Source organism: Pseudoalteromonas sp. MBR-15, assembly GCF_053628915.1.
Map to the genome: position 1 here is coordinate 22,878 of NZ_JBRJHH010000016.1, position 22,510 is coordinate 45,387.

The 22,510-nt window shown below is 42.7% G+C and carries 25 protein-coding genes; 13 read left to right on the top strand and 12 right to left on the bottom strand.

Features of this window, described 5'->3' with window-relative positions:
• Positions 1-6: 6 nt before the first annotated feature.
• From ACSSVW_RS17900 to cyaY, 6 genes are read right to left on the bottom strand one after another with little or no spacing between them, the layout of a single operon-like run.
• Positions 7-1,116 (bottom strand): heme biosynthesis HemY N-terminal domain-containing protein, encoded by a 1,110-nt coding sequence (locus tag ACSSVW_RS17900; RefSeq protein WP_065978890.1) that lies wholly within the window; start codon positions 1,114-1,116, stop codon positions 7-9.
• Positions 1,113-2,933, bottom strand: coding sequence for a uroporphyrinogen-III synthase (locus ACSSVW_RS17905; protein ID WP_074989626.1), 1,821 nt, complete (start codon positions 2,931-2,933; stop codon positions 1,113-1,115). The genes ACSSVW_RS17900 and ACSSVW_RS17905 overlap by 4 nt, the downstream gene beginning before the upstream one ends.
• A 1-nt stretch (position 2,934) precedes the next feature.
• Positions 2,935-3,873: a hydroxymethylbilane synthase gene (hemC, locus tag ACSSVW_RS17910; protein WP_036974425.1), complete on the bottom strand. Its 939-nt coding sequence runs from the start codon at positions 3,871-3,873 to the stop codon at positions 2,935-2,937.
• 29 nt (positions 3,874-3,902) lie between these two features.
• Positions 3,903-4,787, bottom strand: coding sequence for a DUF2914 domain-containing protein (locus ACSSVW_RS17915; protein WP_036974464.1), 885 nt, complete (start codon positions 4,785-4,787; stop codon positions 3,903-3,905).
• Positions 4,788-4,810: 23 nt separating this feature from the next.
• Positions 4,811-5,467, bottom strand: a complete 657-nt coding sequence (locus ACSSVW_RS17920; protein ID WP_075594389.1) for an alpha/beta hydrolase — start codon at positions 5,465-5,467, stop codon at positions 4,811-4,813.
• On the bottom strand, positions 5,464-5,787 hold the full coding sequence (gene cyaY / locus ACSSVW_RS17925; protein ID WP_036974421.1) for an iron donor protein CyaY: 324 nt from the start codon (positions 5,785-5,787) through the stop codon (positions 5,464-5,466). Before cyaY ends, ACSSVW_RS17920 begins: the two co-directional genes overlap by 4 nt.
• Positions 5,788-5,935: 148 nt before the next feature.
• Between cyaY and lptM the strand changes: the two genes are divergently transcribed.
• The 8 genes from lptM to ACSSVW_RS17965 all read left to right on the top strand — a co-directional run bounded on the left by lptM (position 5,936) and on the right by ACSSVW_RS17965 (position 12,096).
• Complete coding sequence (gene lptM / locus ACSSVW_RS17930) at positions 5,936-6,118, top strand: LPS translocon maturation chaperone LptM (protein ID WP_036974419.1); 183 nt, start codon at positions 5,936-5,938, stop codon at positions 6,116-6,118.
• On the top strand, positions 6,119-7,372 hold the full coding sequence (lysA, locus tag ACSSVW_RS17935) for a diaminopimelate decarboxylase (protein ID WP_065978886.1): 1,254 nt from the start codon (positions 6,119-6,121) through the stop codon (positions 7,370-7,372).
• Between the two features lie 64 nt (positions 7,373-7,436).
• Complete coding sequence (dapF, locus tag ACSSVW_RS17940; RefSeq protein ID WP_036974416.1) at positions 7,437-8,267, top strand: diaminopimelate epimerase; 831 nt, start codon at positions 7,437-7,439, stop codon at positions 8,265-8,267.
• Positions 8,264-8,875, top strand: a complete 612-nt coding sequence (locus tag ACSSVW_RS17945) for a DUF484 family protein (RefSeq protein WP_036974415.1) — start codon at positions 8,264-8,266, stop codon at positions 8,873-8,875. The genes dapF and ACSSVW_RS17945 overlap by 4 nt, the downstream gene beginning before the upstream one ends.
• Entirely contained in the window at positions 8,872-9,825 is a 954-nt protein-coding gene (locus tag ACSSVW_RS17950; protein WP_065978885.1) for a tyrosine recombinase XerC, read from the top strand. Before ACSSVW_RS17945 ends, ACSSVW_RS17950 begins: the two co-directional genes overlap by 4 nt.
• 10 nt (positions 9,826-9,835) lie before the next feature.
• Positions 9,836-10,546, top strand: coding sequence for an HAD-IA family hydrolase (locus tag ACSSVW_RS17955; RefSeq protein WP_036974411.1), 711 nt, complete (start codon positions 9,836-9,838; stop codon positions 10,544-10,546).
• Between the two features lie 68 nt (positions 10,547-10,614).
• A complete protein-coding gene (locus ACSSVW_RS17960; protein ID WP_454179856.1) occupies positions 10,615-11,727 on the top strand; it encodes a retropepsin-like aspartic protease family protein in 1,113 nt (370 codons plus the stop codon).
• 9 nt (positions 11,728-11,736) lie between these two features.
• The gene (locus tag ACSSVW_RS17965; RefSeq protein ID WP_074989623.1) at positions 11,737-12,096 is read left to right on the top strand and encodes a HopJ type III effector protein; all 360 of its coding nucleotides are present in this window, start codon (positions 11,737-11,739) and stop codon (positions 12,094-12,096) included.
• A 163-nt stretch (positions 12,097-12,259) separates the two neighbouring features.
• Here the strand turns inward: ACSSVW_RS17965 and ACSSVW_RS17970 are convergent, their stop codons facing one another.
• The gene (locus ACSSVW_RS17970) at positions 12,260-12,667 is read right to left on the bottom strand and encodes a GNAT family N-acetyltransferase (RefSeq protein ID WP_065978881.1); all 408 of its coding nucleotides are present in this window, start codon (positions 12,665-12,667) and stop codon (positions 12,260-12,262) included.
• Between the two features lie 45 nt (positions 12,668-12,712).
• Positions 12,713-13,018, bottom strand: a complete 306-nt coding sequence (locus tag ACSSVW_RS17975; RefSeq protein ID WP_036974408.1) for a DUF6482 family protein — start codon at positions 13,016-13,018, stop codon at positions 12,713-12,715.
• Between the two features lie 80 nt (positions 13,019-13,098).
• On the opposite strand from ACSSVW_RS17975, the gene ACSSVW_RS17980 reads away from it, so the two are divergent.
• The 3 genes from ACSSVW_RS17980 to ACSSVW_RS17990 all read left to right on the top strand — a co-directional run bounded on the left by ACSSVW_RS17980 (position 13,099) and on the right by ACSSVW_RS17990 (position 15,444).
• Entirely contained in the window at positions 13,099-13,785 is a 687-nt protein-coding gene (locus tag ACSSVW_RS17980) for a pseudouridine synthase (protein WP_421419785.1), read from the top strand.
• Between the two features lie 69 nt (positions 13,786-13,854).
• Complete coding sequence (locus ACSSVW_RS17985) at positions 13,855-14,229, top strand: BlaI/MecI/CopY family transcriptional regulator (RefSeq protein ID WP_036974407.1); 375 nt, start codon at positions 13,855-13,857, stop codon at positions 14,227-14,229.
• Between the two features lie 9 nt (positions 14,230-14,238).
• Positions 14,239-15,444, top strand: coding sequence for a M56 family metallopeptidase (locus ACSSVW_RS17990; protein ID WP_036974406.1), 1,206 nt, complete (start codon positions 14,239-14,241; stop codon positions 15,442-15,444).
• 60 nt (positions 15,445-15,504) lie between these two features.
• Here the strand turns inward: ACSSVW_RS17990 and ACSSVW_RS17995 are convergent, their stop codons facing one another.
• Positions 15,505-15,888: an MAPEG family protein gene (locus ACSSVW_RS17995; protein ID WP_454179857.1), complete on the bottom strand. Its 384-nt coding sequence runs from the start codon at positions 15,886-15,888 to the stop codon at positions 15,505-15,507.
• 174 nt (positions 15,889-16,062) lie between these two features.
• Here ACSSVW_RS17995 and ACSSVW_RS18000 point away from each other — a divergent pair, with 174 nt between their 5' ends.
• Positions 16,063-16,938: a multidrug transporter gene (locus tag ACSSVW_RS18000; protein ID WP_454179858.1), complete on the top strand. Its 876-nt coding sequence runs from the start codon at positions 16,063-16,065 to the stop codon at positions 16,936-16,938.
• Positions 16,939-16,960: 22 nt separating this feature from the next.
• Here the strand turns inward: ACSSVW_RS18000 and ACSSVW_RS18005 are convergent, their stop codons facing one another.
• Positions 16,961-17,278: a DMT family transporter gene (locus ACSSVW_RS18005; RefSeq protein ID WP_036974404.1), complete on the bottom strand. Its 318-nt coding sequence runs from the start codon at positions 17,276-17,278 to the stop codon at positions 16,961-16,963.
• Complete coding sequence (locus tag ACSSVW_RS18010; RefSeq protein WP_036974402.1) at positions 17,278-18,810, bottom strand: carbon-nitrogen hydrolase family protein; 1,533 nt, start codon at positions 18,808-18,810, stop codon at positions 17,278-17,280. Before ACSSVW_RS18010 ends, ACSSVW_RS18005 begins: the two co-directional genes overlap by 1 nt.
• 260 nt (positions 18,811-19,070) lie before the next feature.
• Between ACSSVW_RS18010 and ACSSVW_RS18015 the strand changes: the two genes are divergently transcribed.
• Positions 19,071-20,171: a GGDEF domain-containing protein gene (locus ACSSVW_RS18015; RefSeq protein WP_454179860.1), complete on the top strand. Its 1,101-nt coding sequence runs from the start codon at positions 19,071-19,073 to the stop codon at positions 20,169-20,171.
• Here the strand turns inward: ACSSVW_RS18015 and ACSSVW_RS18020 are convergent.
• Positions 20,164-22,446, bottom strand: coding sequence for a penicillin acylase family protein (locus tag ACSSVW_RS18020; RefSeq protein WP_454179861.1), 2,283 nt, complete (start codon positions 22,444-22,446; stop codon positions 20,164-20,166). The two genes, ACSSVW_RS18015 and ACSSVW_RS18020, sit on opposite strands and share 8 nt — an antisense overlap.
• Positions 22,447-22,510: the final 64 nt, after the last annotated feature.

Genomic DNA, 22,510 nt, shown 5'->3' on the forward strand with positions numbered 1-22,510 from the left:
ATAAAATTATTGATACAGAACCAATGCTTTGTCTGGTTGCCCACTCTTACTGTAACTCAATACGGCTTGCTGTAAGTAGTCGTCACGATTCGTTGCGTTCAGTGCTTTATCAAACACACGTGCAGCTAAATCGTATTCGCCATGCGCATTGGCTAAACACGCAAGCGCAAGAAGAAGGTCGGTATTTTCGGTGTCTTTCTTCAATACATCTTGCAAACTGGCCTGCAGTTTTAGCGCATCACCTGCTGCACTAGTGCGAAGAATACGAGCTAAGTCTTTATGTTGCAGAGGCTTTTTAATCATTTTAATTAAGCTTAGCTCTATTTTATTTAGTTTTCCTGCGCGCGCCATGGCTTTTAAGTAACTTACTTCTGCCATTGGTTTTAAGTTCTTTGTCAGTTGCTCAAAACGCTCGGTTAACGAGGTGTCAGCCTGCGCTGCAAAATAACGGTCAAACACCTGTTGCCATTCTTTTTCTGTGAGCACTTTTTTACGCAGTAATCGTGGCATAAAGTCATCAAGCGCAGACCATTTCTGCTCTTGAACTAATACCTGAGCATACATTTTGAGCTCTAGGTTTGTTGCTTTTTTGCGCTCGGCTAACGTTTTTAATTCCGCAAAGATCGTGCTGCATTCACCGCTAGCAAGCCATAAATTAGCCACTTTTAATTGATTTGCTTGGTTGATTTTATCAAGATAGCTAATCGCTTTTTCACTGTTATTATTCGCCAGTGCAGCTTTGGCAAGCAGTGCATAACGTATATCGGTCCACGGCTCTGCGACACTGTTGTTATCCAGTGCTAATTCAAGCTCTGCGTAGTCGTTATTAATCAAACTCCATACGCCTTGTTCAATAGCCGCTTGTTTGCGCTCTTCACTGCGGGCAAAAAAACGATGCCGTGTATGGCTATATAACGACCATAAATAACGCACCAACTTATACCCTAAGTAAGCAATACCACACCCCAGCACAATAAGGGCTGCAACCCCCCATATAGTGCCCTCGATGGTCGTTTTATTGAACGCAATCAGTACATAGCCTTTTTGATCTATAAAAAAAGGAGCAATGCCTAAACAGACTGCAATCGCAATTATCAGCAATAAAAAGCGGATCATTGTGCCCACTCCTTCACCTGCTCCGTACTTTGCAATGACACGTTAGGATTAAAATCGAGTTGCTCTTTAGAAAGCTCAGTTAAACTCTTTAATGCAGCTTTAGTCACGGCATCATCTTGCTTAAAGTAGTCTTTAACAAGCGCATGTGCCGCTTCAACCGCTGTAAAGTACACACTACTTTGCTTGGTTAAAATCGCATCCTGAGCTTGTGCTAAATAGAGCCTTAAACGCTGTTTAACTAAATGACGCTCTTGCTCACTTAAAAACGGCGCCACAACCATGTCTTCTCGCGTACGAACCGTGACAAAAAAATCTTTGAATTGCAGCCACGACTTTGCAAGATTCTGACGCCATTCGCTGACATTTTCACTTAATTGATTAGGATCGTCCTGGCTGACTTCTTCAGGTAATGAAATCGCGTTAAATACCAACTCATCGACTTTTTGATTGATGCCATGCAGCTTTAAATAAATCGCTTCAACAGCCACTGGGTCAATGCCGTTCAAAGTTTGTAAGTCCTGATGAATTGCTTGGCGAATAGCCCCCGTACCAGGATGCTCTGCTAATAAGCTGTCTAATCGTGATAAAACAGCAGCCGCTCCCCGAAAGTCATGCTCAGCCCACAACTTAAACTCAGCCATACGCTGCAGACTGGTCACTTCTTGTGGGTTTAACGTATAGCTTTGTTGCTCAGCACGCTTTAAAGCGGCTTGCAGTTGTTGCTGAGTTTGTTCGGCATTATCACGCAACGTATCCGCGACTTTTTGCTCGCTATTATACAAAGCTTGTTGCAGAGTTTGCTGAGCATTCTTGATGGCATCGAGTTGTTGCTGTAGACGTTGGTTTTCAGTTGTCAGCTCGTTAAATGCCAGAGTAGACTGCTGATCGCTATTCAGTTTATGGTAAAACTCATAACCGACCGCTGAAGCAACGAGAAGTGAAATCAACAGTGCCAAACTACCGGTTTTACTTATCCCTTTTTTATGCTGAACCACTTGGTTTGATGCAGGCTTAGCCGCTGCTGCCTTTTTTGCTGGTTCAGCCGCAGCAGGTTTGGCTGACTGTTTTAGATCTGATTCACTCATTTTGCTACCTTGCTGATTAATGCAGGCGAACATAGCGCTATCACTAGCCCCTGCAGCAATATGTATATGTGTTCTAATGACATTTTTTTGTTGTAGGTATTCAGCGATACGTTCACTAGCAACATAAAACTGACACCCCTTCAACCATGCCAACTGTGACTCATTTAAGCCATTAAAAATGGCATCAACAGCCGCATTACTTGTAATGACTATACCCTCTACACCCGCTGTTTGCCAGTGGTCCATCCACTTACCTGATTCGCTTTCTATGGCACGTCGCTTATAAACAACAAGTTGATTTAACACAGCACCACGTTGTTTTAATGTTTTTGCTATTGTGGTACGCCCACCTTCTCCTTTCACTAAAACAATATTGCTAAGCTCTACATCTTGCAGTGTTTTAAGTGCAAGTAAGCCCTCGGAGTCGTGTTTTTTAGGAACTGCTGCGCGTCGCCCAAATGCCTCATGTATCGCATCTGCCGTCTGTTGGCCAACCGCATAAAGCTGCGCAGTTTTGTTAATTGTGGGGGTAAGCTTTAATAATGCGTGAACGGCATCTTGTGAGATAAAAATAATTTTGTCGGCATTTTCAAGCGGCGCGAGTGCTTGACTACTTGGCGTAAGATAATCAAGCGTCAATACTGGGCACAGGGTCGTTTGATAACCCGCCTGCTGAAGCTCAAGTGCAAGCTCAGTGCCTTTTCCTTCTGGACGAGTTATCAAAATATGCATATTACGCGTCTCTGTATACGTCAGCTAAAATTTTGTCTGCACCTTGCGCCAATAACTTTTCAGCGAGTTCAATGCCTAACTTCTCAGCATCAGCTACTGGGCCTGTAACGTCGTCGCGCAGCATTTGACTACCATCAACCGCGCCAACTAAACCACGCAAATAAACGTGATCATCATTCACGAGTGCAAAAGCACCAATTGGCACCTGACAACCGCCTTCTAAGCGGCGATTCATAGCGCGTTCGGCATTAACACGAATACGCGTTTCTGTATGCTCAAGCGGAGCCAGTAACGCTTTAGTTACTTCGTCATCAATACGGCATTCGATACCAACTGCACCTTGACCATTTGCAGGTAAAGAGACTTCTGGCTCGATGAACGCAGTGATTCGTTCTGGCATTTCAAGGCGAATTAAACCTGCAGCGGCAAGGATAATTGCATCGTATTGGCCATCATCGAGTTTCGCTAGGCGAGTATTCACATTACCGCGTAAATCACGGATATCTAAGTCTGGTCGCGCTTCTCGAATTTGACATTGACGGCGTAAACTTGACGTACCGACGATTGCACCCTGTGGTAACGCATCTAAACTCTTAAAGTTGTTTGATACAAATGCGTCTCGTGGGTCTTCACGCTCACAAATCGTATGCAACGCTAACCCTTCAGGGAACTCAACCGGTACATCTTTCATTGAATGAACAGCAATATCAGCGCGGCCGTCAAGCATCGCTTGCTCAAGTTCTTTTACAAATAAGCCTTTACCGCCAATTTTAGCCAAAGGGGTATCAAGAATAATATCGCCTTGCGTTGACATTGGAACGAGTTCAACTGTCACATCGTCATGAAAGTGTTCAAGTTGGGCTTTTACAAATTCTGCTTGCCATAGCGCTAGCGCACTTTTACGAGTGGCAATTCGAACGCGTTTGATTGTCTGTGTCATGAAAAATCCAATTATTTATCTGGCTGAACTTAATCAGCTAAAATTCTAAATTCTTTTTGTGCAAGTAAAGTGCCTTGTGCGTCAACGACTTCAACACGCCACTCACCAAGCTGTTCTGGCATAATATTTTTTGTCGAGTAAGTGCGATAACGCGGACTGCTTACTGCTAATTCAATAGAGGCTAGCTGCTCATCTTGGTAATACCATTGATGACGAACCGTTTGCCCTTGCATATTTCTAAGCTCACTAAAGAAGCTCAAACTATGCGTAATGTCCGCTAATCTTACATCGTTTTTTAGAACATTGACTGGTTCTCGATCAACAACATCGGTGGTTAATACCGCACGGCTTACTTTATCTGTATCTATTTTAGCGCCAATGGCCACGCTGGCAACATGAGCTGATTGTGAAAACTGCTGCACTTTATTATTAGGTGCTAAAGCGAGCTGCTGTTCATCGTTATTTTCAGGCTTCGCTTCACTGTCTGTGGTCGTTTTAGCCGGTAATTGAGTGTCTTGCGAAGTAACGGTGTCAAGTGATTGTACGTGTGTTTTGGGCTTGAGAGACTCAGTTTCTGGCTCATTGGCCACACTATTAGGCACAAGGTCAGGGGTATTCACATCGGGCTGCTCTGCACTGTCCTCTGTGTTCTCGTTAACGTGCTCTGCTGCAAGATTATTATCAGGAGCTTGTAATACAGCGGTAGTCAACTCAGTGTGCGGCTCATCTTGTTCACTTTGCTCAGCACTCACAGCACCTACGAAGCTGTATATTACAGTCGCCAGGGCCACTAAAATCACGCCACTGAACATAAAAATACGTCGCCAATGCCATTGGTACGTTACCGCTGTGGGTGATGTGCTTGCAGGCTCCGCCGAATTCATATTTGCTGTTATTACAAGTTTGTTTGTCATGTTGGCCTCTTCACAACCAAAAATTAACTTAAGCGAGCAATTAACCACGCTCGAATAGCCATCAGTTCTTCACCACACACCTGATGTGCCATCGGATAGTCTTGCCAGCTAACTTCCATGTTATTTGCGCTCAGTACGTCAAATGCTTGCCTGCCCGCGCTATGCGGTACAACATCATCCATACGCCCATGCGCCATAAATATATTTAACGCCTGTTGCTTAGCTTCGTCAGCCAACTTATCGGGTGCGCACATATACGTTGATAACGCCATGACACCTGCTAACTTATAATCAAGACGTGGAGCCAAATGCAGTGACACGACTCCCCCTTGCGAAAACCCTGCTAAAATAATTTTACTCGCGGGGATGCCTTTCGCTATTTCTTGATCAATGAGCTCAGCCACTTTAGCAGCAGACTCTCGTACGCCTTGTTCGTCGGCACGCTTATCTAAATCCATCGATTTAATGTCGTACCATGAGCGCATCGCCATGCCCCCATTAATGGTGACCGGTTGCACTGGCGCATGAGGAAACACAAACCGCACACCGAGCTCTTTCGGTATCGCTAACTGCGGAGCAACAGGGGCAAACCCTTCCCCCGAGTCACCCAAGCCATGCAACCAAATAACGGTTGCCTTATGCTCACCTTGCGCGGGGTATTCTACAAACCCTAAACTCATAACTCAGAACGCCACTCGATTGGTTGACCCGCTTGGCGCGTAGCCGCATCGCACATAAATTGCCAGAACTCAGCACCAGAACGATTATCAATCCACTTATCGTCTCGCAATTCAAAGTGATGACCATTGAATTTAGTTGCCACCCACACTTGGTGCAATGGCGCTTGTTTATTGATCACTATTTTGCTGCGATCTGGGAAGATGATTTCTAAAATACCTGATGCAGACTCGTAGTCTAAATCAGCATCACATTCATCGATTTGCTCTTCAATTGTTAGCATCAACGCATCGGCTAGTGTGTGGTATTCATGATCAGTCATTTTAGTGTCCTTTAACGGGCTTTAAGCCTAGATCTGGAGGCAGATTGTGTACATCAAGTGTAACAGGAATAAATTCATCCGCGAATAGCTGCATTTTTTAAATATTCTGTTACTCTGCGATTATAAAGCCAGCAACCGTATTAATCTAATGAAAGAGACTCATAGCCAAAAATTTAAAACAATTTTACCTCTTAGTGCCCTACTTATGCTCACTCTGGTGGGCTGTGGACAAAGCGGTGCGCTTTATCTTCCAGATGATACTGCAAAGCCAGCAGAATCTCAGCCACAGGCTGATCCATCCGAACAACCAGAGCAAAAACAGGACCAATAGATGGACTTTTTTAACTACAATAATAATCAGCTGTTCGCTGAAGACATCGCTGTCAAAGAGCTTGCCGACCAATACGGTACGCCCTGCTATATCTATTCACGTAAAACCTTTGAGCGCCATTATCTCGCTTTCGCCGAGGCAGCTAAATCACACAAAAGTTTAGTCTGTTACGCCGTTAAAGCGAATTCAAACATTGCTGTATTAAATATTTTAGCGCGCTTAGGCTCTGGTTTTGACATTGTTTCTAAAGGCGAGTTAGCTCGCGTTATTGCAGCCGGTGGCGATGCCAGTAAAGTGGTATTTTCTGGCGTTGCAAAAACTGCTGACGAAATTGCCTACGCGCTTGAATTGGGGATCAAGTGTTTTAACGTTGAGTCGGTTGCTGAGCTAGACCGTATATCAGAAGTAGCAACTTCACTAAACCGTGTTGCACCTATCTCGATTCGCGTGAACCCGGATATCGATGCCAAAACACACCCGTATATCTCAACCGGTTTAAAAGAAAATAAATTTGGCATTGATATTCAAACAGCGGTCAGCGTTTATCAATATGCAGCATCGCTTCCAGGCTTAAACATTACTGGGGTTGACTGTCACATTGGCTCACAGCTTACAGAAATTAAGCCTTTCTTAGCGGCTCTGGAAAAAGTGCTGACCTTAATCGAAGAATTAAAAGCCGTGAATATCACACTTACCCACCTAGATATTGGTGGAGGATTAGGCGTGCCTTATAATGGTGAAACACCGCCTCACCCAAGTGAATACGTTGATAAAATCACATCTCGCTTAGCTAATTATCAAGACTTAGAGCTTATTTTTGAGCCCGGTCGAGCCATTGCAGCTAATGCGGGTATTTTAGTGACCAAAGTTGAGTTTATTAAACAAAATCAAGACAAATATTTTGCCATTGTTGATGCCGGTATGAACGATATGCTGCGCCCATCTCTTTACCAAGCATGGCAAAAAATTGTGCCTGTCGAACCGCGCGAAGATGGCACGCCACGTCAAAACTACGACATTGTTGGCCCAGTGTGTGAAACGGGTGACTTTTTAGGAAAAGACCGTGAGCTTGCGCTACATGCTGGTGACCTACTGGCGCAACGCAGTGCTGGTGCATACGGCTTTACCATGAGCTCAAATTACAACTCACGTCCACGCGTCGCTGAGATCATGGTCGATGGCAAGCAAAGCCACTTAATCCGCCAACGTGAAACCTTAGAAAGCCTTTGGCAAGGTGAGAAAATTTTACCATAAACGTTTTTATAACCGCCCTGCTCTGTGGCATGATTAGCTCAGAGCAAATCCGAATTAGAGCGCTATGTTAGTTAATTTCTCAAAAATGCACGGCCTAGGTAACGACTTTGTTGTTATTGATAACATCACGCAGAATGTTTTCTTGTCACGTGATCAAATAAAGAAACTGGCAGATCGCCACTTTGGTATCGGCTTCGATCAATTACTTATGGTTGAAGCCCCTTACTCTCCTGATTTAGATTTTCACTATCGTATTTTTAATGCTGACGGCAACGAAGTGGAACAATGTGGCAATGGTGCTCGCTGTTTTGCGCGTTTTGTGCGCATGAAAGGCTTGACCAACAAACATAAAATTACCGTATCAACCAAGTCGGGAAACTTAACCTTATACATAGAAAAAGATGGTCAAGTAACCGTAAACATGGGCCACCCAGTCTTTGAGCCAAACAAAATTCCTCTCAAGGCAAGTAAACGCGAGTTAACTTACATTATTCGCACTGAAGAGCACACCATTTTTAGCGGTGCCGTGTCGATGGGGAATCCGCACTGCGTGTTAGAAGTCGACGACATTCAAACCGCAGAAGTCGCAACCTTAGGCCCACTACTTGAAAACCATGAACGCTTTCCACAGCGCGCAAATGTAGGATTTATGCAGGTTATTTCACAAGACCACATAAAACTAAGAGTGTGGGAGCGAGGCGTAAATGAAACATTAGCCTGTGGTACAGGGGCGTGCGCAGCGGTGGTGATTGGTCAAATACAAAGTAAACTGGCAAGCACTGTACAAGTTGACTTACCAGGAGGAAGCTTACAAGTGCGCTGGCAAGGTGAAGGTCATCCAGTAAGAATGACAGGCCCTGCAGAGCATGTATTCGACGGACAAGTGGCATTATGAGTAAACTAACAGAACAACATGTAGCTGAGTATTTAAAAGCACATCCCGACTTTTTAATAAATAATCCAGATGTTCTTGCGACACTTGAGTTGCAACAGCAAACGGCTGCTGCGACATCATTAGTGCACATTCAGCAGCGTCAGTTGCGTGAACACAACACCTTATTAAAAAATAAAATTGAGCAGTTAGTTGCACAAGCAAAAGAAAATGAATTGATTCATCGTTTGTTTAGCGAATGCCATCGCCAACTGTGGACTAACTACGACTTCAAAACGCTGGCAAATAATCTGCGCAATATTATTTGCACAAACCCGCTAATCAATGAATGTCAGTTAGTAAAGTATGAAAAAAAATACGATGATTTAATTGCTCACCGTTTACAAAATGACGGCATCTACTTAGGACGAGTGAATCAGCAAGAACGCGATTTATTATTTTCAGAATCAACCCAATCGACTGCCTTGTATTTGATTGGAAATAGCAACCACCCTGTCGCTATTTTGGCGTTTGGCAGTGATGATGTTAACCACTTTGAACCCGCTAAAGACAGTTTTTTTGTGCTTGAGTTCGTTCGCTCATTACAGCTACGGTTATTGGAACTTGCATGAGCGACGTAACAACGCCAGACCTTAATGAATTAAGCGATGCATGGCGTACGCCCATCCAGCTTTTTGCTGACTACTTACGTTACGAAAAACAATATTCGGTACACACCATAAACCAATACACCAGCCAGCTCGGCTTTGCCGCTTTATATTTTAGTAAGCTCAGTGAGAACTGGTTTACGGTTCAAGGTGAGCATATTCGCCGCTACAGTATGCAGCTGCGCAGTAAACAGTTAAGTGGCCGCACCATTAGTTTAAAGCTCAGCTGTATTCGCAGCTTGTATAAATTTTTAAAAGCAAAGAACATTGCCAATCAGGCACATTACCATAACCCTGCTGAAGCTATTAAAGGGCCTAAATTCTCAAAACCCTTGCCGAAAAATTTAGACGTTGATCAAATGGCAAAATTGCTAGAATTACCCGATGACGATCCTCTCGCTATTCGTGATAAAGCGATGATGGAGTTAATGTACTCATCGGGCTTGCGTATTAGCGAGTTAGTTGGTGCCAACATACAAGATATCAATCCCCGAGAAGGCGAAATTTTAGTACGGGGTAAGGGCAACAAAGAGCGTTTACTGCCCGTGGGGAGTAAAGCGTTAAGTGCGTTAAAAGCATGGCTAAAAATTCGCCCACAATTTGCACACCCTGATGAAATAGCCATATTCGTCAGCAGCCAAAAGAAACGTATTTCAATACGTCATGTACGGTTGCGCATGCAAGAGTGGGGGATCAAGCAAGGTATCAGCTCACAAGTACATCCGCACAAGTTACGTCATTCATTTGCATCACATATTTTAGAATCGTCGGGTGACCTGCGTGCTGTACAAGAGTTATTGGGACACACTAGTTTGTCTGCGACTCAAGTTTATACACACCTTGATTTTCAACATTTAGCCAAAGTATACGACAACACCCACCCACGCGCTAAAAAGCGCTCAACACCCGAGTAACCCTGTAATTATGATCCGATTTAATCGTGCCTTATCGCCCGTTTCTGTTCTAAGTTTTGATTTAGATGACACCTTATACAACAATCATCCAATCATAAAATCAGCCTTACAAGCCCAAGCTGACTACTTAGCAAATATTGAGCAATGGCCTGCCGACAGTATGAACTACTGGCTGACATGTCGCGATAATGCATTAAAACAAGACGCAACCTTGGTTGACGATGTCACTCGTTGGCGACAAGCAGCCCTGTTATATGCAATGCAGGATCTTGGCTTTGAACACGACCTTGCCAAGCACCATGCCGAACAAGCATATCAGGCCTTTGCAGATGCTCGTAGCCAAATAACCGTTGCTGATGATGTGCTTGAATTACTTGAAAAGCTTGGCAGGCATTTTCGCTTAATCGCGATTACTAATGGCAATGTCGAGGTTGAAAAGTTTAATCTAAATGGGGTGTTTGAGTTAGTGCTTCAAGCAGGCCCACATGGTAAAGCAAAGCCTCACGCTGCTTTATTTAATAACGCAGCGCAGTTATTAAATGTCGCTCACAGTGAAATTTTGCATATTGGTGATAGCTTAGACACTGACGTACAAGGCGCTAATAATGCGGGCTGTCAGAGTGTTTGGTTAAATAATCAAGCGACTAATTATCAATACAAAGGGCTGGCGGATATTGAAATTGAAGATATTTTTGCATTAAATCACTTAATTAAAGAGTAACTATTTTTACACGGTCTCGGTTGTTGCTAAAGTAACCCTCTAATCGTTGAGATTTTTAGGCAAAATAAATGAATACTCTGCTGAAACTTTTACTACTGTGCTCATTAAGCATTAATGGCTACTTTTTTTGGCAGCTCAGTCGTCAAGAGACCGCGGTGATAGCAGATAAACAGCAATTTACAGCAACTCAGGTTAATAGCGCTGTTCAACCTAAGCTATTTGAGCACGCCATCACATTGTTTAATAAACAACAATTCGATAAGGCTGTTGCCGCATACACGCAGCTCAAGGACAATTCACCGCAATACGCACAGCAACTTAAACATGCATGGCAACAAACCGTTGAAACATGGCTGCTAGAGCAGCACGAGCATATCAGCGAGCAATTTCTAAGCGCCTTTTTAAACAGTCATCCATACGATGCCGCCATGTTAAAGCTCGATGCAAAACGGTTAATTAATCAAGGTTATGTACAACAGGGTATTGTTAATTTGATGGCGCTAAGTGATCAATTAGACAGTAATCCGCACAGTGACCTCACTCAGCAAATAGAAGAGCTCACTACTTTACACAGCAATCACTTAATTAACACACAACATTGGCAGCAATTGCTCGAACACAGCCAGCAATGGTTAGAATACGCGCCCTATCATGCCTACTACTTATATATTCATGCATTGGCTTACTACCACTTAGGTGACTATGTGGCGAGTCAAATAAGTTTAGAGCAGTTACCTGATAACCATGCTTTTAAAACACAATCCGATCAACTTAAGCAAAAAATACAGCATGCTTTGGCAGGCGTTGAGAAAGTGAAATTAACTCCCCGAGGGGCGCATTACCTTGTTAGTAGCGTTATTAATAATGAGATTGAGGCCACGCTCATGATTGATACGGGAGCAAGCTTTACCGTTATTGACCAAGCGCTATTGAATACACTCAGCGAACCGGCCCGCTATATTGACACCTTACACGTAAATACGGCGAATGGGCTCATTGAAGCACAACGCTATCGAGTACAATCGTTTCGCATAGGCCAGCAAAAAGTTGATGATTTTGATATTTTGGTTATCAACAATCACACGGGCTTCGGCCTACTTGGTATGAACTTTTTAGAGAAATTTAAGTTTAATATCAATCAGCAACTGGATGAGTTAGAGTTAACAAAGACTATTTATTAAGGACGAAACATGACACTCAATGACTTCTTACAAAAATTAGCTGAAACCCCCCATTTAATCGAGTTTACCGATACAATGGCGGTAATTGATCGTCATTATGACTTTACGCCCAGTGGTTTCAATAATCACGGACTAATTAGTTCAGCCAATGAGAATAATGGATCATGTAAAATCTTCGCGTTTGCCAAACTAAATCAACTCAGCAAACAAAACACCCTCGATTGTTTTGGCGCGTTTTACCGTGAAGATGTTGTTAAACACCCTGACGGCCAAGATCACATGAATATACGCACGTTTATGCTCGCACCTGAGACTACGCCGTTTTTGGGGATCACCTTTAGCGAAGAAAATGTACTAAAAGCAAAATAATACCATTCCGCTTAATTAAGTGGTCTATTTTGAGGCAATAAAACCGCGTTGATAACAAGGCAAAAATTTAGTTATTTAGTTGTTCTAAATCAGAAATTTTTAACGCAGGTAGCGACTGGTTTGATCACTCAAAATGATTAAGTATTTTTGCGGATTGGTATAACTACAGCTTTTTTTCCATAAAATAACGGCAGCCGTTGAGTGGGTAATTTGCCATTTGGTACACCACTTGGTAGCCGTTTTTTTCGTAGAAAGGTTTAGCTTGGAAATCAAGCGTATCGAGTTGAGCGACCGTTGCCCCAAGCGCAATAGCTTTGGTTTCTAACTCATGGAGCAAACGCGTTGCAAGCCCTTTACCTCGTGTAAAGTCGTCGCACCACAGCCAACTTATCAGCAGCCAGTTACCAAATACATAACCATGAATACCCGCAACAGTATCACACTTTTTATTCACGTATTTAAAACCTAACGGCACACGTTCAGCATTAAAGTGCTGCTTATTAAATGCAACAACATGCGCCCTTAGCTCATCGTTTAGCTCTACCGAGTCATCACTTTTTAATTGATACATAGCATACCTATAAATGTTATGACTCAGTATAAGCATTTAACGTATTCAGTATAAATGATTTTTTCCGTATGGGACTTCTAGCATGTTGCTTGCAAGTTTTTCTGGCTGGCCACACATTTCATCGTACGCACTGGTATGACGTAACACCATCTCACCATAGCTCAAATGATCAAGTCGCTTTTGAATATGCAGCGGGCTCAAATCACGGATAAACTCGCCTTTCTCGTCAGTAACATAGTACTCCACATTATTGATAACCACAGACACTTGATAAAGTGCCATTTCCAATGAGTGCACAATAACTTTTTGCAGTGGTTGGTGCGCTGCAAGTTCAGATAACTTAATCGCCATGTGAAATCCTCTTTGTGTATAGAGTTATCTATACGTGAATTTGGTATACTGTGATCAAATTAATTGTGCAAAAATCATCCATGGTAGAAAAAGTACGGCTTGCTAAATATATTGCTCATGCTGGCATATGCTCTCGTAAACAAGCCTCACGCTTAATTGACCAAGGCGTTGTAAGGGTTAATGGCCAAGCTGCAAATCATATTGACCATGTAAACGACGAAGATGAAGTGATTGTTGAAGGACAGACGATCACAGGAAAAGCACCAATGGTTTATTTTGCATACCATAAACCCGTAGGCATTGATTGCAAACTCAATCGTAGCGATGCACAGAGCCTTATCCATTTTTTACCGAACGAAACCCGCGTTTACCCCATTGGCCGCTTAGATAAAGACTCCCGCGGACTGTTAATACTGACCAATGATGGTGAGTTTTGTAACCAATTAATCCACCCAGACTTTCATCAGCCAAAACGCTATCTGGTCACGGTCGATAAACCGTTAAATCACAGCTTCTGCCAAACAATGGCACATGGCGTGCCTGTCGATAAACACATCACTCTTCCGTGTGAAGTAACGCAAGTAAATGAGCAGCAGTTTATGATTACCTTAAGGCAAGGGCTTAACCGTCAAATTCGCAAAATGGCGCACTATTGTGGCTACAAGGTTATTGATCTTTATAGAATTGAAATTGCCAATTTATCTATCGAACAGCTCGGCCTTGCAGAAGGGCAAACAACCCGTATCGAAAAAACAGACATCATCTAACAAATAAAGTTTGCATTATTTGACTACAGGTGTAATCTTTAATTAAAGATTACACCTGTAGGCAATAAAATGATTGAACTTTCAAAAGCAGAATTCGAAGTATTAGATGCCGTGTGGCTCGATTATCCTGCGACAGCCAGCCAAGTTATTGAGCGTTTGAGTGACGATAAAGAGTGGCACGAAAAAACCATAAAAACCTTACTCAGCCGCTTAGTTAAAAAAGGCGCACTCAGCTTTGAAAAACAAGGGCGACTGTATAACTACACGCCTTGCATTGCGCGTGAAGAGTACACACTAAAAGAAAGCCAAAGCTTTGTTGAACGATTCTTTAATGGCCGTATAGCCCCGCTGGTTAGCGGCTTTGCAAAGTCTGAACAACTTTCTCAAAACGACATTGATGAGCTTAAAAAAGTCATTAATGATTGGGAAAAGCAGCAAAAGTAAGGTGATGTCATGTTCGAAACGTTTTTTAATTGGCTATTAGAGCAGCAACTCTTTATCTCTTGCGCTATTTTATTTCTTATCCTTCTTGAGCGAAAGCTCCTCAGCCACGTATCTGCTCGCCTTGTTTATGCGTTATGGGCATTACTCCCTGCGTGTTTAATGTTGGCAAATTTGCCTGATCATTTAAAACCAATACACAATCAGTTCATTAGTCAGTTTACCATTACCCCATCTAATCCAGTGACGCCACAGCTATCACTGAGCTGGTTCGCTATTTATAGCCTAATAACAATTACACTTATGCTCTGTGCCGTGTACTTTCATTATCAGTTTCTCACTCGCTTAAAATTAAAGCCAATAGCGACCCCTAATGACAACTATAAAGGATTACGTTTTTATCAAAGTGAAAAAGTCAGTTCACCCTTAGTCATTGGGCTGATAAAAACCAAATTAGTCCTGCCATCTAATTACAACATTAATTACGACCAGCATGCTTTAGCCCTTATTTTGGAGCATGAGTGTGTCCATATTCATCGTAAAGATAATTTAATTAACGCGTTGGCGCTCATGGGCACCTTGTTAATTTGGTTTAACCCACTCGCCTGGTTGGGCTATGCAAGCCTGCGTCGATTGCAAGAGCTTTCATGCGATGAACACGTACTAAAAGATAAATCAACGGAACAGCGAATTCTATACAGCAAGGCATTAGTTCATTGTGCAAGCTTTAGCACCGTGGGACTCATGGCTTACTCACAATACGGAGATAAAAACACCATGTTACAAAGACTCAACCAAATTAAACAACTCGATAATAGCTCGTTTATTGCAAAAACAGCGCTTGTTATTTTTGCGGCCGGTATGCTTAGTAGCTTTGCAATTGCAAAACAGCCTGTGAATGCAGAGAAAGAAAAAGACTACCAAGCTGTGATGCGTGTAGAGCCTATCTATCCAGTGCAGGCAGTAGAGCAAGGAATAAGCGGTTCAGTTGTATTGAAATACGACATTTCACCCAGCGGGGCCACCAGCAATATCAGTGTTGTGAGTGCTGAGCCTGAAGATGTATTTAACCGAGAGGCTAAGCGCGCACTAAAAAAATGGCAATACGCGCCAACTGAATCAGGCTATAAAAATGTCCTCGTGCAGCTCGACTTTGCTTTGGATGAAAACGTTAAAGCGAAGGATTTAATTGAGAAAATTAAAGTGAGCTCTAAGTAATTAACGAGCACCAAAGACCCTAAAGCAAGCGCCTTTTTTAAGCCGCTTGCTTTGTGGTTTTTATAAACAGACTGCAAGCATCGCCACGGCACAAACATAACCAACGAGCCAAACCAATGAACGCAGAATATCTTGGTTTATATAGTAAAAAATGCAGTACATAACACGGGAAACAACATGCATAATAGCCAATGTTTCGGTAACGTGATACACATTGTTAGTACTCATAACGACCGCTAAAGCAACACCAAAAACAATCAAAGATTCAAAACTGTTTTGGTGTGCAGCCAACGCGCGAGCGCCAAATCCTGTTAGTTTGCTCTGCTGCTCTCTTGGGTGTTTATTGTCGTATCCCGCAAGCTTATTTTGTGCAAATGCGACGGGCGCTTTCGCTAAATAAGGTAATAATACAGCAATGAGTGCACACAGTATTAATGTTGTCATAACGCTTCCCTATTCTGTTGTATACACCTACCCTAACGTAAACAGAAAAAAGCCGCTACCTTTAACGACACCGTCTAACACAGCTGATTTTTTCTCAAGTTAATCGATAAGCTAATGCTCTTATAACACGGCTTTGTTACTCTAACAGCCTCTCCCCATTAATTTATTTTCAATATGACTTGGATTTTCTTAACCATTTTTGCCGCCTTTATGCAGTCGTGGCGAAATGCATTACAAAGTAAACTCAGCGCACATGTCAGTGTAGCTGGGGTCACTTTGGCACGTTTTATTGTTGCAAGTCCTATTGCAGCGCTGTATTTATTGAGCCTTTATCGTTATCAAGCAACCGCACTCCCCGACTTCAACCCTGCTTTTATTGGTTATATTGTTGGTGCAAGTGTTGTACAAATTGTCGCAACCGGATTAATGGTTAAACTGTTTAAAATGAACAACTTTGCTGTTGGAGCAGGGCTTGCTAAAAGTGAGGCTTTAATGGCCGCCATTTTAGGGGTGATGTTCTTTGGTTCTGCGCTGTCTTTATTAGGTTGGTTTGGTGTATTTATTGGTGCCATTGCCGTCTTACTGCTCAGTGGGATTGCCAATGTCAAACACTTCAACTTAGGTACCGCGTTATTGGGATTGGCTTGTGGTACTTCATTTGCGCTTTCATCATCTTGGATCCGCGAAGCAAGTCTTAACTCAGGACTGAGTTTTCCGCATTCTGCAGCATGGGTTTTAGTACTTATTATTAGTCTGCAAACTGTTATGTTATGTTTTTATATCGCGCTAAAAGAACGCGACACCTTTACAAAAATGTGGCAACACAAAGGCACGACAACTGCCGTCAGTGTGTGTAGTTGTTTGGGGTCTATAGGGTGGTTTAGTGCCATGAGTTTACAGCATGTTGCGTATGTGAAAACGCTAGGGCAAATTGAGGTGTTCTTTACCATAATGGTATCAATACTGTGGCTTAAACAGCCGCTAAAACGCCAAGACACGGCAGGGCTCGTGTTAATTGCGCTCGCGGCTATACTCGTTATGCTTCCTTAAAAGAGCGGCAATAGCCGCTTTTTTAATGACTGATTTTAAGCGTGATCACACCACTTATAATCAGTAATACACCCGCGATGCGACCAAATGTGGCTGCATCGCCGTAAAACAAAATACCCACTAAAAAAGTACCTGCAGCACCAATGCCTGTCCATACTGCATAAGATGTCCCCATGGGTATTTGTTTTTGTGCAAGCCATAACATGAATCCGCTGGCGACCATAAACGCCACGGCAATCGAAATACCTAACCAGCGGCTTTCTTGATCTTGCGACATTTTAAGCCCAACAGGCCAGCCTATTTCTAATAACCCCGCCACAATTAAGTATAGCCACGCCATTAGTCGTCTCTCTTTTTCAGTATCACATCGTACAAGTCTTCACGACGGTCTTTTAAGTTACGCACGGTTCCTTCACTGTGAAGAATCTTCAACTTATCCATGTCTAAATCACTGAATAACAGCATTTCGGTATTTGGGGTTGCTTCGTTTAATGTCGCATCGTGTGGAAATGAAAAATCTGACGGCGTTAATACTGCCGATTGTGAATACTGTACATCAAGGCTTTCAACTTCAGGTAAATTACCAACAGAGCCAGCAATAACCACGTAGCACTCATTTTCAATAGCACGCGCTTGTGCACAATGGCGCACACGTAAATAACTGTTTTTAGTGTCTGTCCAAAAAGGCACAAATAAAATATCTAGGCCTTGTTTTGCTAAAATACGCGACAACTCTGGAAATTCAACGTCATAACAAATTTGGATCCCCACACGCCCCGCGTCGGTTTCGAATACCGCAATTTTATCGCCGCCTTGAATAACCCAGTCGTTTTGTTCATGAGGCGTAATATGTATTTTACGCTGCTCATCAATTTTACCGCTTCGATGACACAAGTAGCTGACATTATAAATCTTATCGCCCTCTGCCAGTGGCATTGAACCGGTAATAATATTGGCATTGTATTCAACTGCCATACGTGACATCGCATCGCGAAAAGTTTCGGTGTACTCAGCTAAGTAACGGATCGCTTCTGTTTGATTGCTTTGCTCAGTTAAGCCCATTATTGGCGCATTAAAGAACTCTGGAAATAAAATAAAGTCGCTTTTATAGTCAGACACTGTATCCACAAAATATTCAACTTGTTTTAGCAGTTCTTCTACCGAGTCAACACAGCGCATTTGCCATTGTACAGCCCCTACACGCACTATAGATTTAGTTGATTCAAGCACAGTATCAGTGGGTTCAAACATAATGTTATTCCACTCTAACAACGTAGCGTAGCCCACTGACTCTTGGTCTTCAGGTAGGTATTTTTTTAGCAGTCGCTTTACCTGAAAATCATTCGAAAGCTGGAAACTGAGAATCGGATCATATAATTCTTTGTGATCAACTTTCTCAATGTATTCCATTGGCGACATATCACTGCTGTGATTGTAATAACGTGGAATACGCCCGCCCGCTAAAATAGCGCGTAAGTTATACTGACGACAAAGCTCTTTGCGTGCGTCATATAAACGACGACCGAGTCGCATACCTCGGTGGGTCGATGAAATAACCACATCTAATCCGTATAACGCATCGCCTTCTGGATCACTAAAGACACGGTCATGACCATCAACAATATCTTCATAAGTATGGGGGTTAGAAAAACGCGCATAATCAACTTGCACACTCAGTGCTATCCCTACTAAAACGCCATCATCCACAATCCCTATTTGACCTTCAGGAAATTGATCAATCAGTCTGAAAATCGTATGGCTTGGCCACGCGCCCCCCAACCCAGGATAGGCTTGATCCATTAAAGTTTTTATTTGTGGATACTGCTCTTTCGTTAAATTACAGATCGCTAAATGCGTTTTTTCTGCCGGCATACATACTCCTTTTAGGCACGAGAGGACAAACCAAGCGGCAATGTGCATACTATTCTCTCAACTAATTGATTCTAGTCTGCATCTTTTGCTTGTTATGCTAAACCCTAAGCTTAGCAAATATCAGGTGAACACGTGTTTAATCCTGCGCCCAAATTGTGAACTTTTTTACTGTTATCTATGTGAATAACCTAGAATAGCTGATCACTGCTGAAATTATCATCTATACTTACATTCTCCCTGTCTGTATCTATGAGGTTGGTTTGATAAAACATCTACTTAAACAACCTACGCAGTCTGGATTAGAAGAAATTGAACATGTAAAGTTTCTCATCATTTCTAGAATTGCTTATTTTGCGTTAGCAGTTCATGCCTTATTAATACCAGCCTTTGCCCACATTGGAGCCAATACGCTTGCCATAGTAAACGTATTAAGTGTTTGTGCTTGGGGCGGTGGCATCTTTCTTATAAACCAAGGATTAACCTCATTAGCGCTGAGAGTATTTTGCCTCGAAGTGCTCATTCATGCAGTGGTGGTATGTGCAACACTGGGACTCAGCGCAGGGTTTCAATTTTATTTATGGACAATTTCTTGTATTTTAATGATCGACTATCAATTGCCGTTAAAACGCGCTGCTATTTATAGCTTTTTAATGATCATCACCTTTGCTTTGTTATACGTCTTTTTTGCCGAAGTAACCTATACCTTTTCCTACCCTGAACTCATTCCTCATATCAATGTGATCAACATCATTATAGCTGGATTACCCATGGTATATGGCATTGGCTTGATTAGAGAAATAACGATATCACAGCGAATAGAGCTGACAGAAATGGCCTCTCGTGACCCACTTACAAAATTGTATAACCGTCGTTTTGCAAAAAAACTCATCCTAGCAGCCCATAAAAAAAGCATTGAGAACGCTGATACCCTCTGCTTGGTTATGGCTGATATTGATCACTTTAAAAATATAAATGACAGCTACGGCCATGATAAAGGCGACACCATATTGTTGAATATTTCTGCCGCTATTCGTGCTTTTTTAACTGAAAATGATATTGCGGTACGCTGGGGAGGAGAAGAATTTTTGTTACTACTAGGGCACACCAATCAACAACAAGCCTTTGCCAAAGTCGAAGCATTACGCCAGCAAATTGCAGCCATTGAACCGCATCAAGACTTTCCTGAATTAACCGTCACGATGAGTTTTGGCCTTATTGAATGGCAACCGTTAGCGCCGCTTGAGTGCATGCTGCAACAAGCAGATGCCGCATTGTATAAAAGCAAGCACTCAGGGCGAAATAAAACCACCATCGCGACCGGACAAAGTAGCGTATTTAATAACATTGACGCCGTTAGTTAACCGCGTTAATCGTAATACTGTGTACGATATTTTGCGGCAACAGTGGCGTCAACTCGCTAGACACATAATCATTAAACCCTGCACGGTAAAACTCCGATAAAGGATGACCTGACTGACCTCCAGGAATCGCCATAATCGCATTTTCTAGATAACCTGGCTGTACGATAAAGCGTTGTGATGCGCCAAAACTTCGACCTTGTACTGCGGGCATAAAAGTATCGCCAAACCCCGGAGCCGTTGGCATATTCAACAGCTTTTTAAGCACTGGGATCTGCTTAGCGAATGGGTGTTCAATCACCAATTGATTCACTTTTCCCCACTCCCAACTATGTAAATTATTGCCATACTGCTTCGTTAATTTAGCGACGGTGTGATCGAATGCGGCCAACATTTGCTGCTGCCAATCGCTGTACTTTGGATTTAACCAGTGTGCCGGTTTTTCCTCAATCAGTTGCCAAAGCGCAGGCTCTAAATCACGCTTTACATATTTCAAGCTACCGCCGTCTAACTTAAGTGTGTTTTCAAGAGGACTAAATAGGCTATTAATAACTTCGTCTCGATAACGTTTCACTAAGGTATAGCCTATTGAATCGCTACAAGCACAGGCTTGCCAGTTGTTAAGCGCTGTTAAGTAAACAGTATATTTATCACCGGCAGCAGTTAATTGATTAACAAGTAAATTATGCCAATCTTTTAAAAAGCGCGCTTCGTTATCGTGTTGTAAGTCATAAAAGTCTTGTTCGTTAAACTGTTGTTTTTCAAATAAGCGATCGCGAATTTGCGCTGAACGAGCCCCCATCGCATACGCTCCATTACCAAACCGCGCATGGTCTGCTGCAGAAACAACACGTGAATTACCCGTCCAAAGGCGACCACTCTCAGGGTTTTTAACAAAGGGGCGATCAGTTTCATTATCATGCCATTTGGGTGAGTAATCTTGCTCCGATACCGCAAGCTGATGAGGCACTTTACGTGCTGGAATAGCCCCCATATTTTTCCATGCCGCACTGCCCTTATCATCAACCACCATGAGGTTTTGCACCGGAATACCAACATACTCTGCAAGCGCTAAAGCGTCATCGACATTGCGCGCTTGCTCAAGCTTTAAAAGCGCCATGTTTACAGCATAATCATGATGGGCAACCCAGCTTAAGGCGTATGGCTTACCGTTAATCTCTGTCACAGGGCCATATTCACTCATCGTTAATGCATAATGCTCAGTGCTGCCATCATTTAAGAGTATGGGTTCGTCGATTTGCCATGTTTTTTCTTTTCCATCCAGTGCAATCCAGTCAGCAGTGTCGAGGTACCCATTGGTAAACCCCCAAGCGATTTTATTATTAGTGCCCACAACAATAGCAGGCGCTCCCGGTAATGACACCCCTGTAATTTGCTGCATTTCTCCCTTTAATGGGTAATTCAATTGCGCGCGATACCAAATGATTGGCACAGCAAACGACAAATGCATATCATCCGATAACATGGCCGACCCTGTGGCGGTTAAATCGCCTGTTACTGCCCAGTTATTACTGCCTACTTCTTGGTTTTCATCAATGTGAGTCATCGCCCACAGCGGCTCATTTAATGCGGGAATCTTGCCTGAATATGGGGCTAATTTACTGTTATCTAGCGCGGCTTGATAAGGACTCGGTTGAGTTATAAATTCAACCATTGCATTACCGTACCGTTGTTCAATTTCAATCAGTGTTTTATCACGCTCAAAGGTTGCCGTTTGCAAATCTAAGTACATACTAAAAATAATCAGTAAACTGTCTTCACTTTGCCAAGGCTTGGCCTCTGCGCCCGTTAAAATATACTCAAAACTGTCGAAACCAACTTGTGCATGCCCTTCATTGACTCCCGCTGTATAGGCTTTTAATAAAGCCTGATCTTTATCCGGTAATTGTGCGAGCATAATTTGGCTGCGTTGTCGCAATTGATGAAAACGCATTTTTTTATCAAGGCCTAGAGCTGCTTTTCCAAATAGCTCACTCAGTTCCCCTGCTGCGTTTCGACGCAATAAATCCATTTGAAAAAAGCGATCTTGCCCATGCGCAAAGCCAAGTGCATAAGCGGCATCTAAACGGTTTTGAGCATGAATTACGGCTTGCCCCAGCTTATCGCGCTCAATTTTTACTGAGTGGGTAATTGCCGAGCTGGTTCCCCGACCATCTAAAGCAGGTAAACTTAAATTCAACACACCATAAGTGATCCCCGTAGCGAGTAGCCCCACTATAAGTAAGCTTATTAGTAACCATTTGATTATCTTAAACATGCCCAAATTCCTTGCGCGAAAGTAACAAATACATGGGTATAGTAACCCGTGCTTTGTGAAAAAA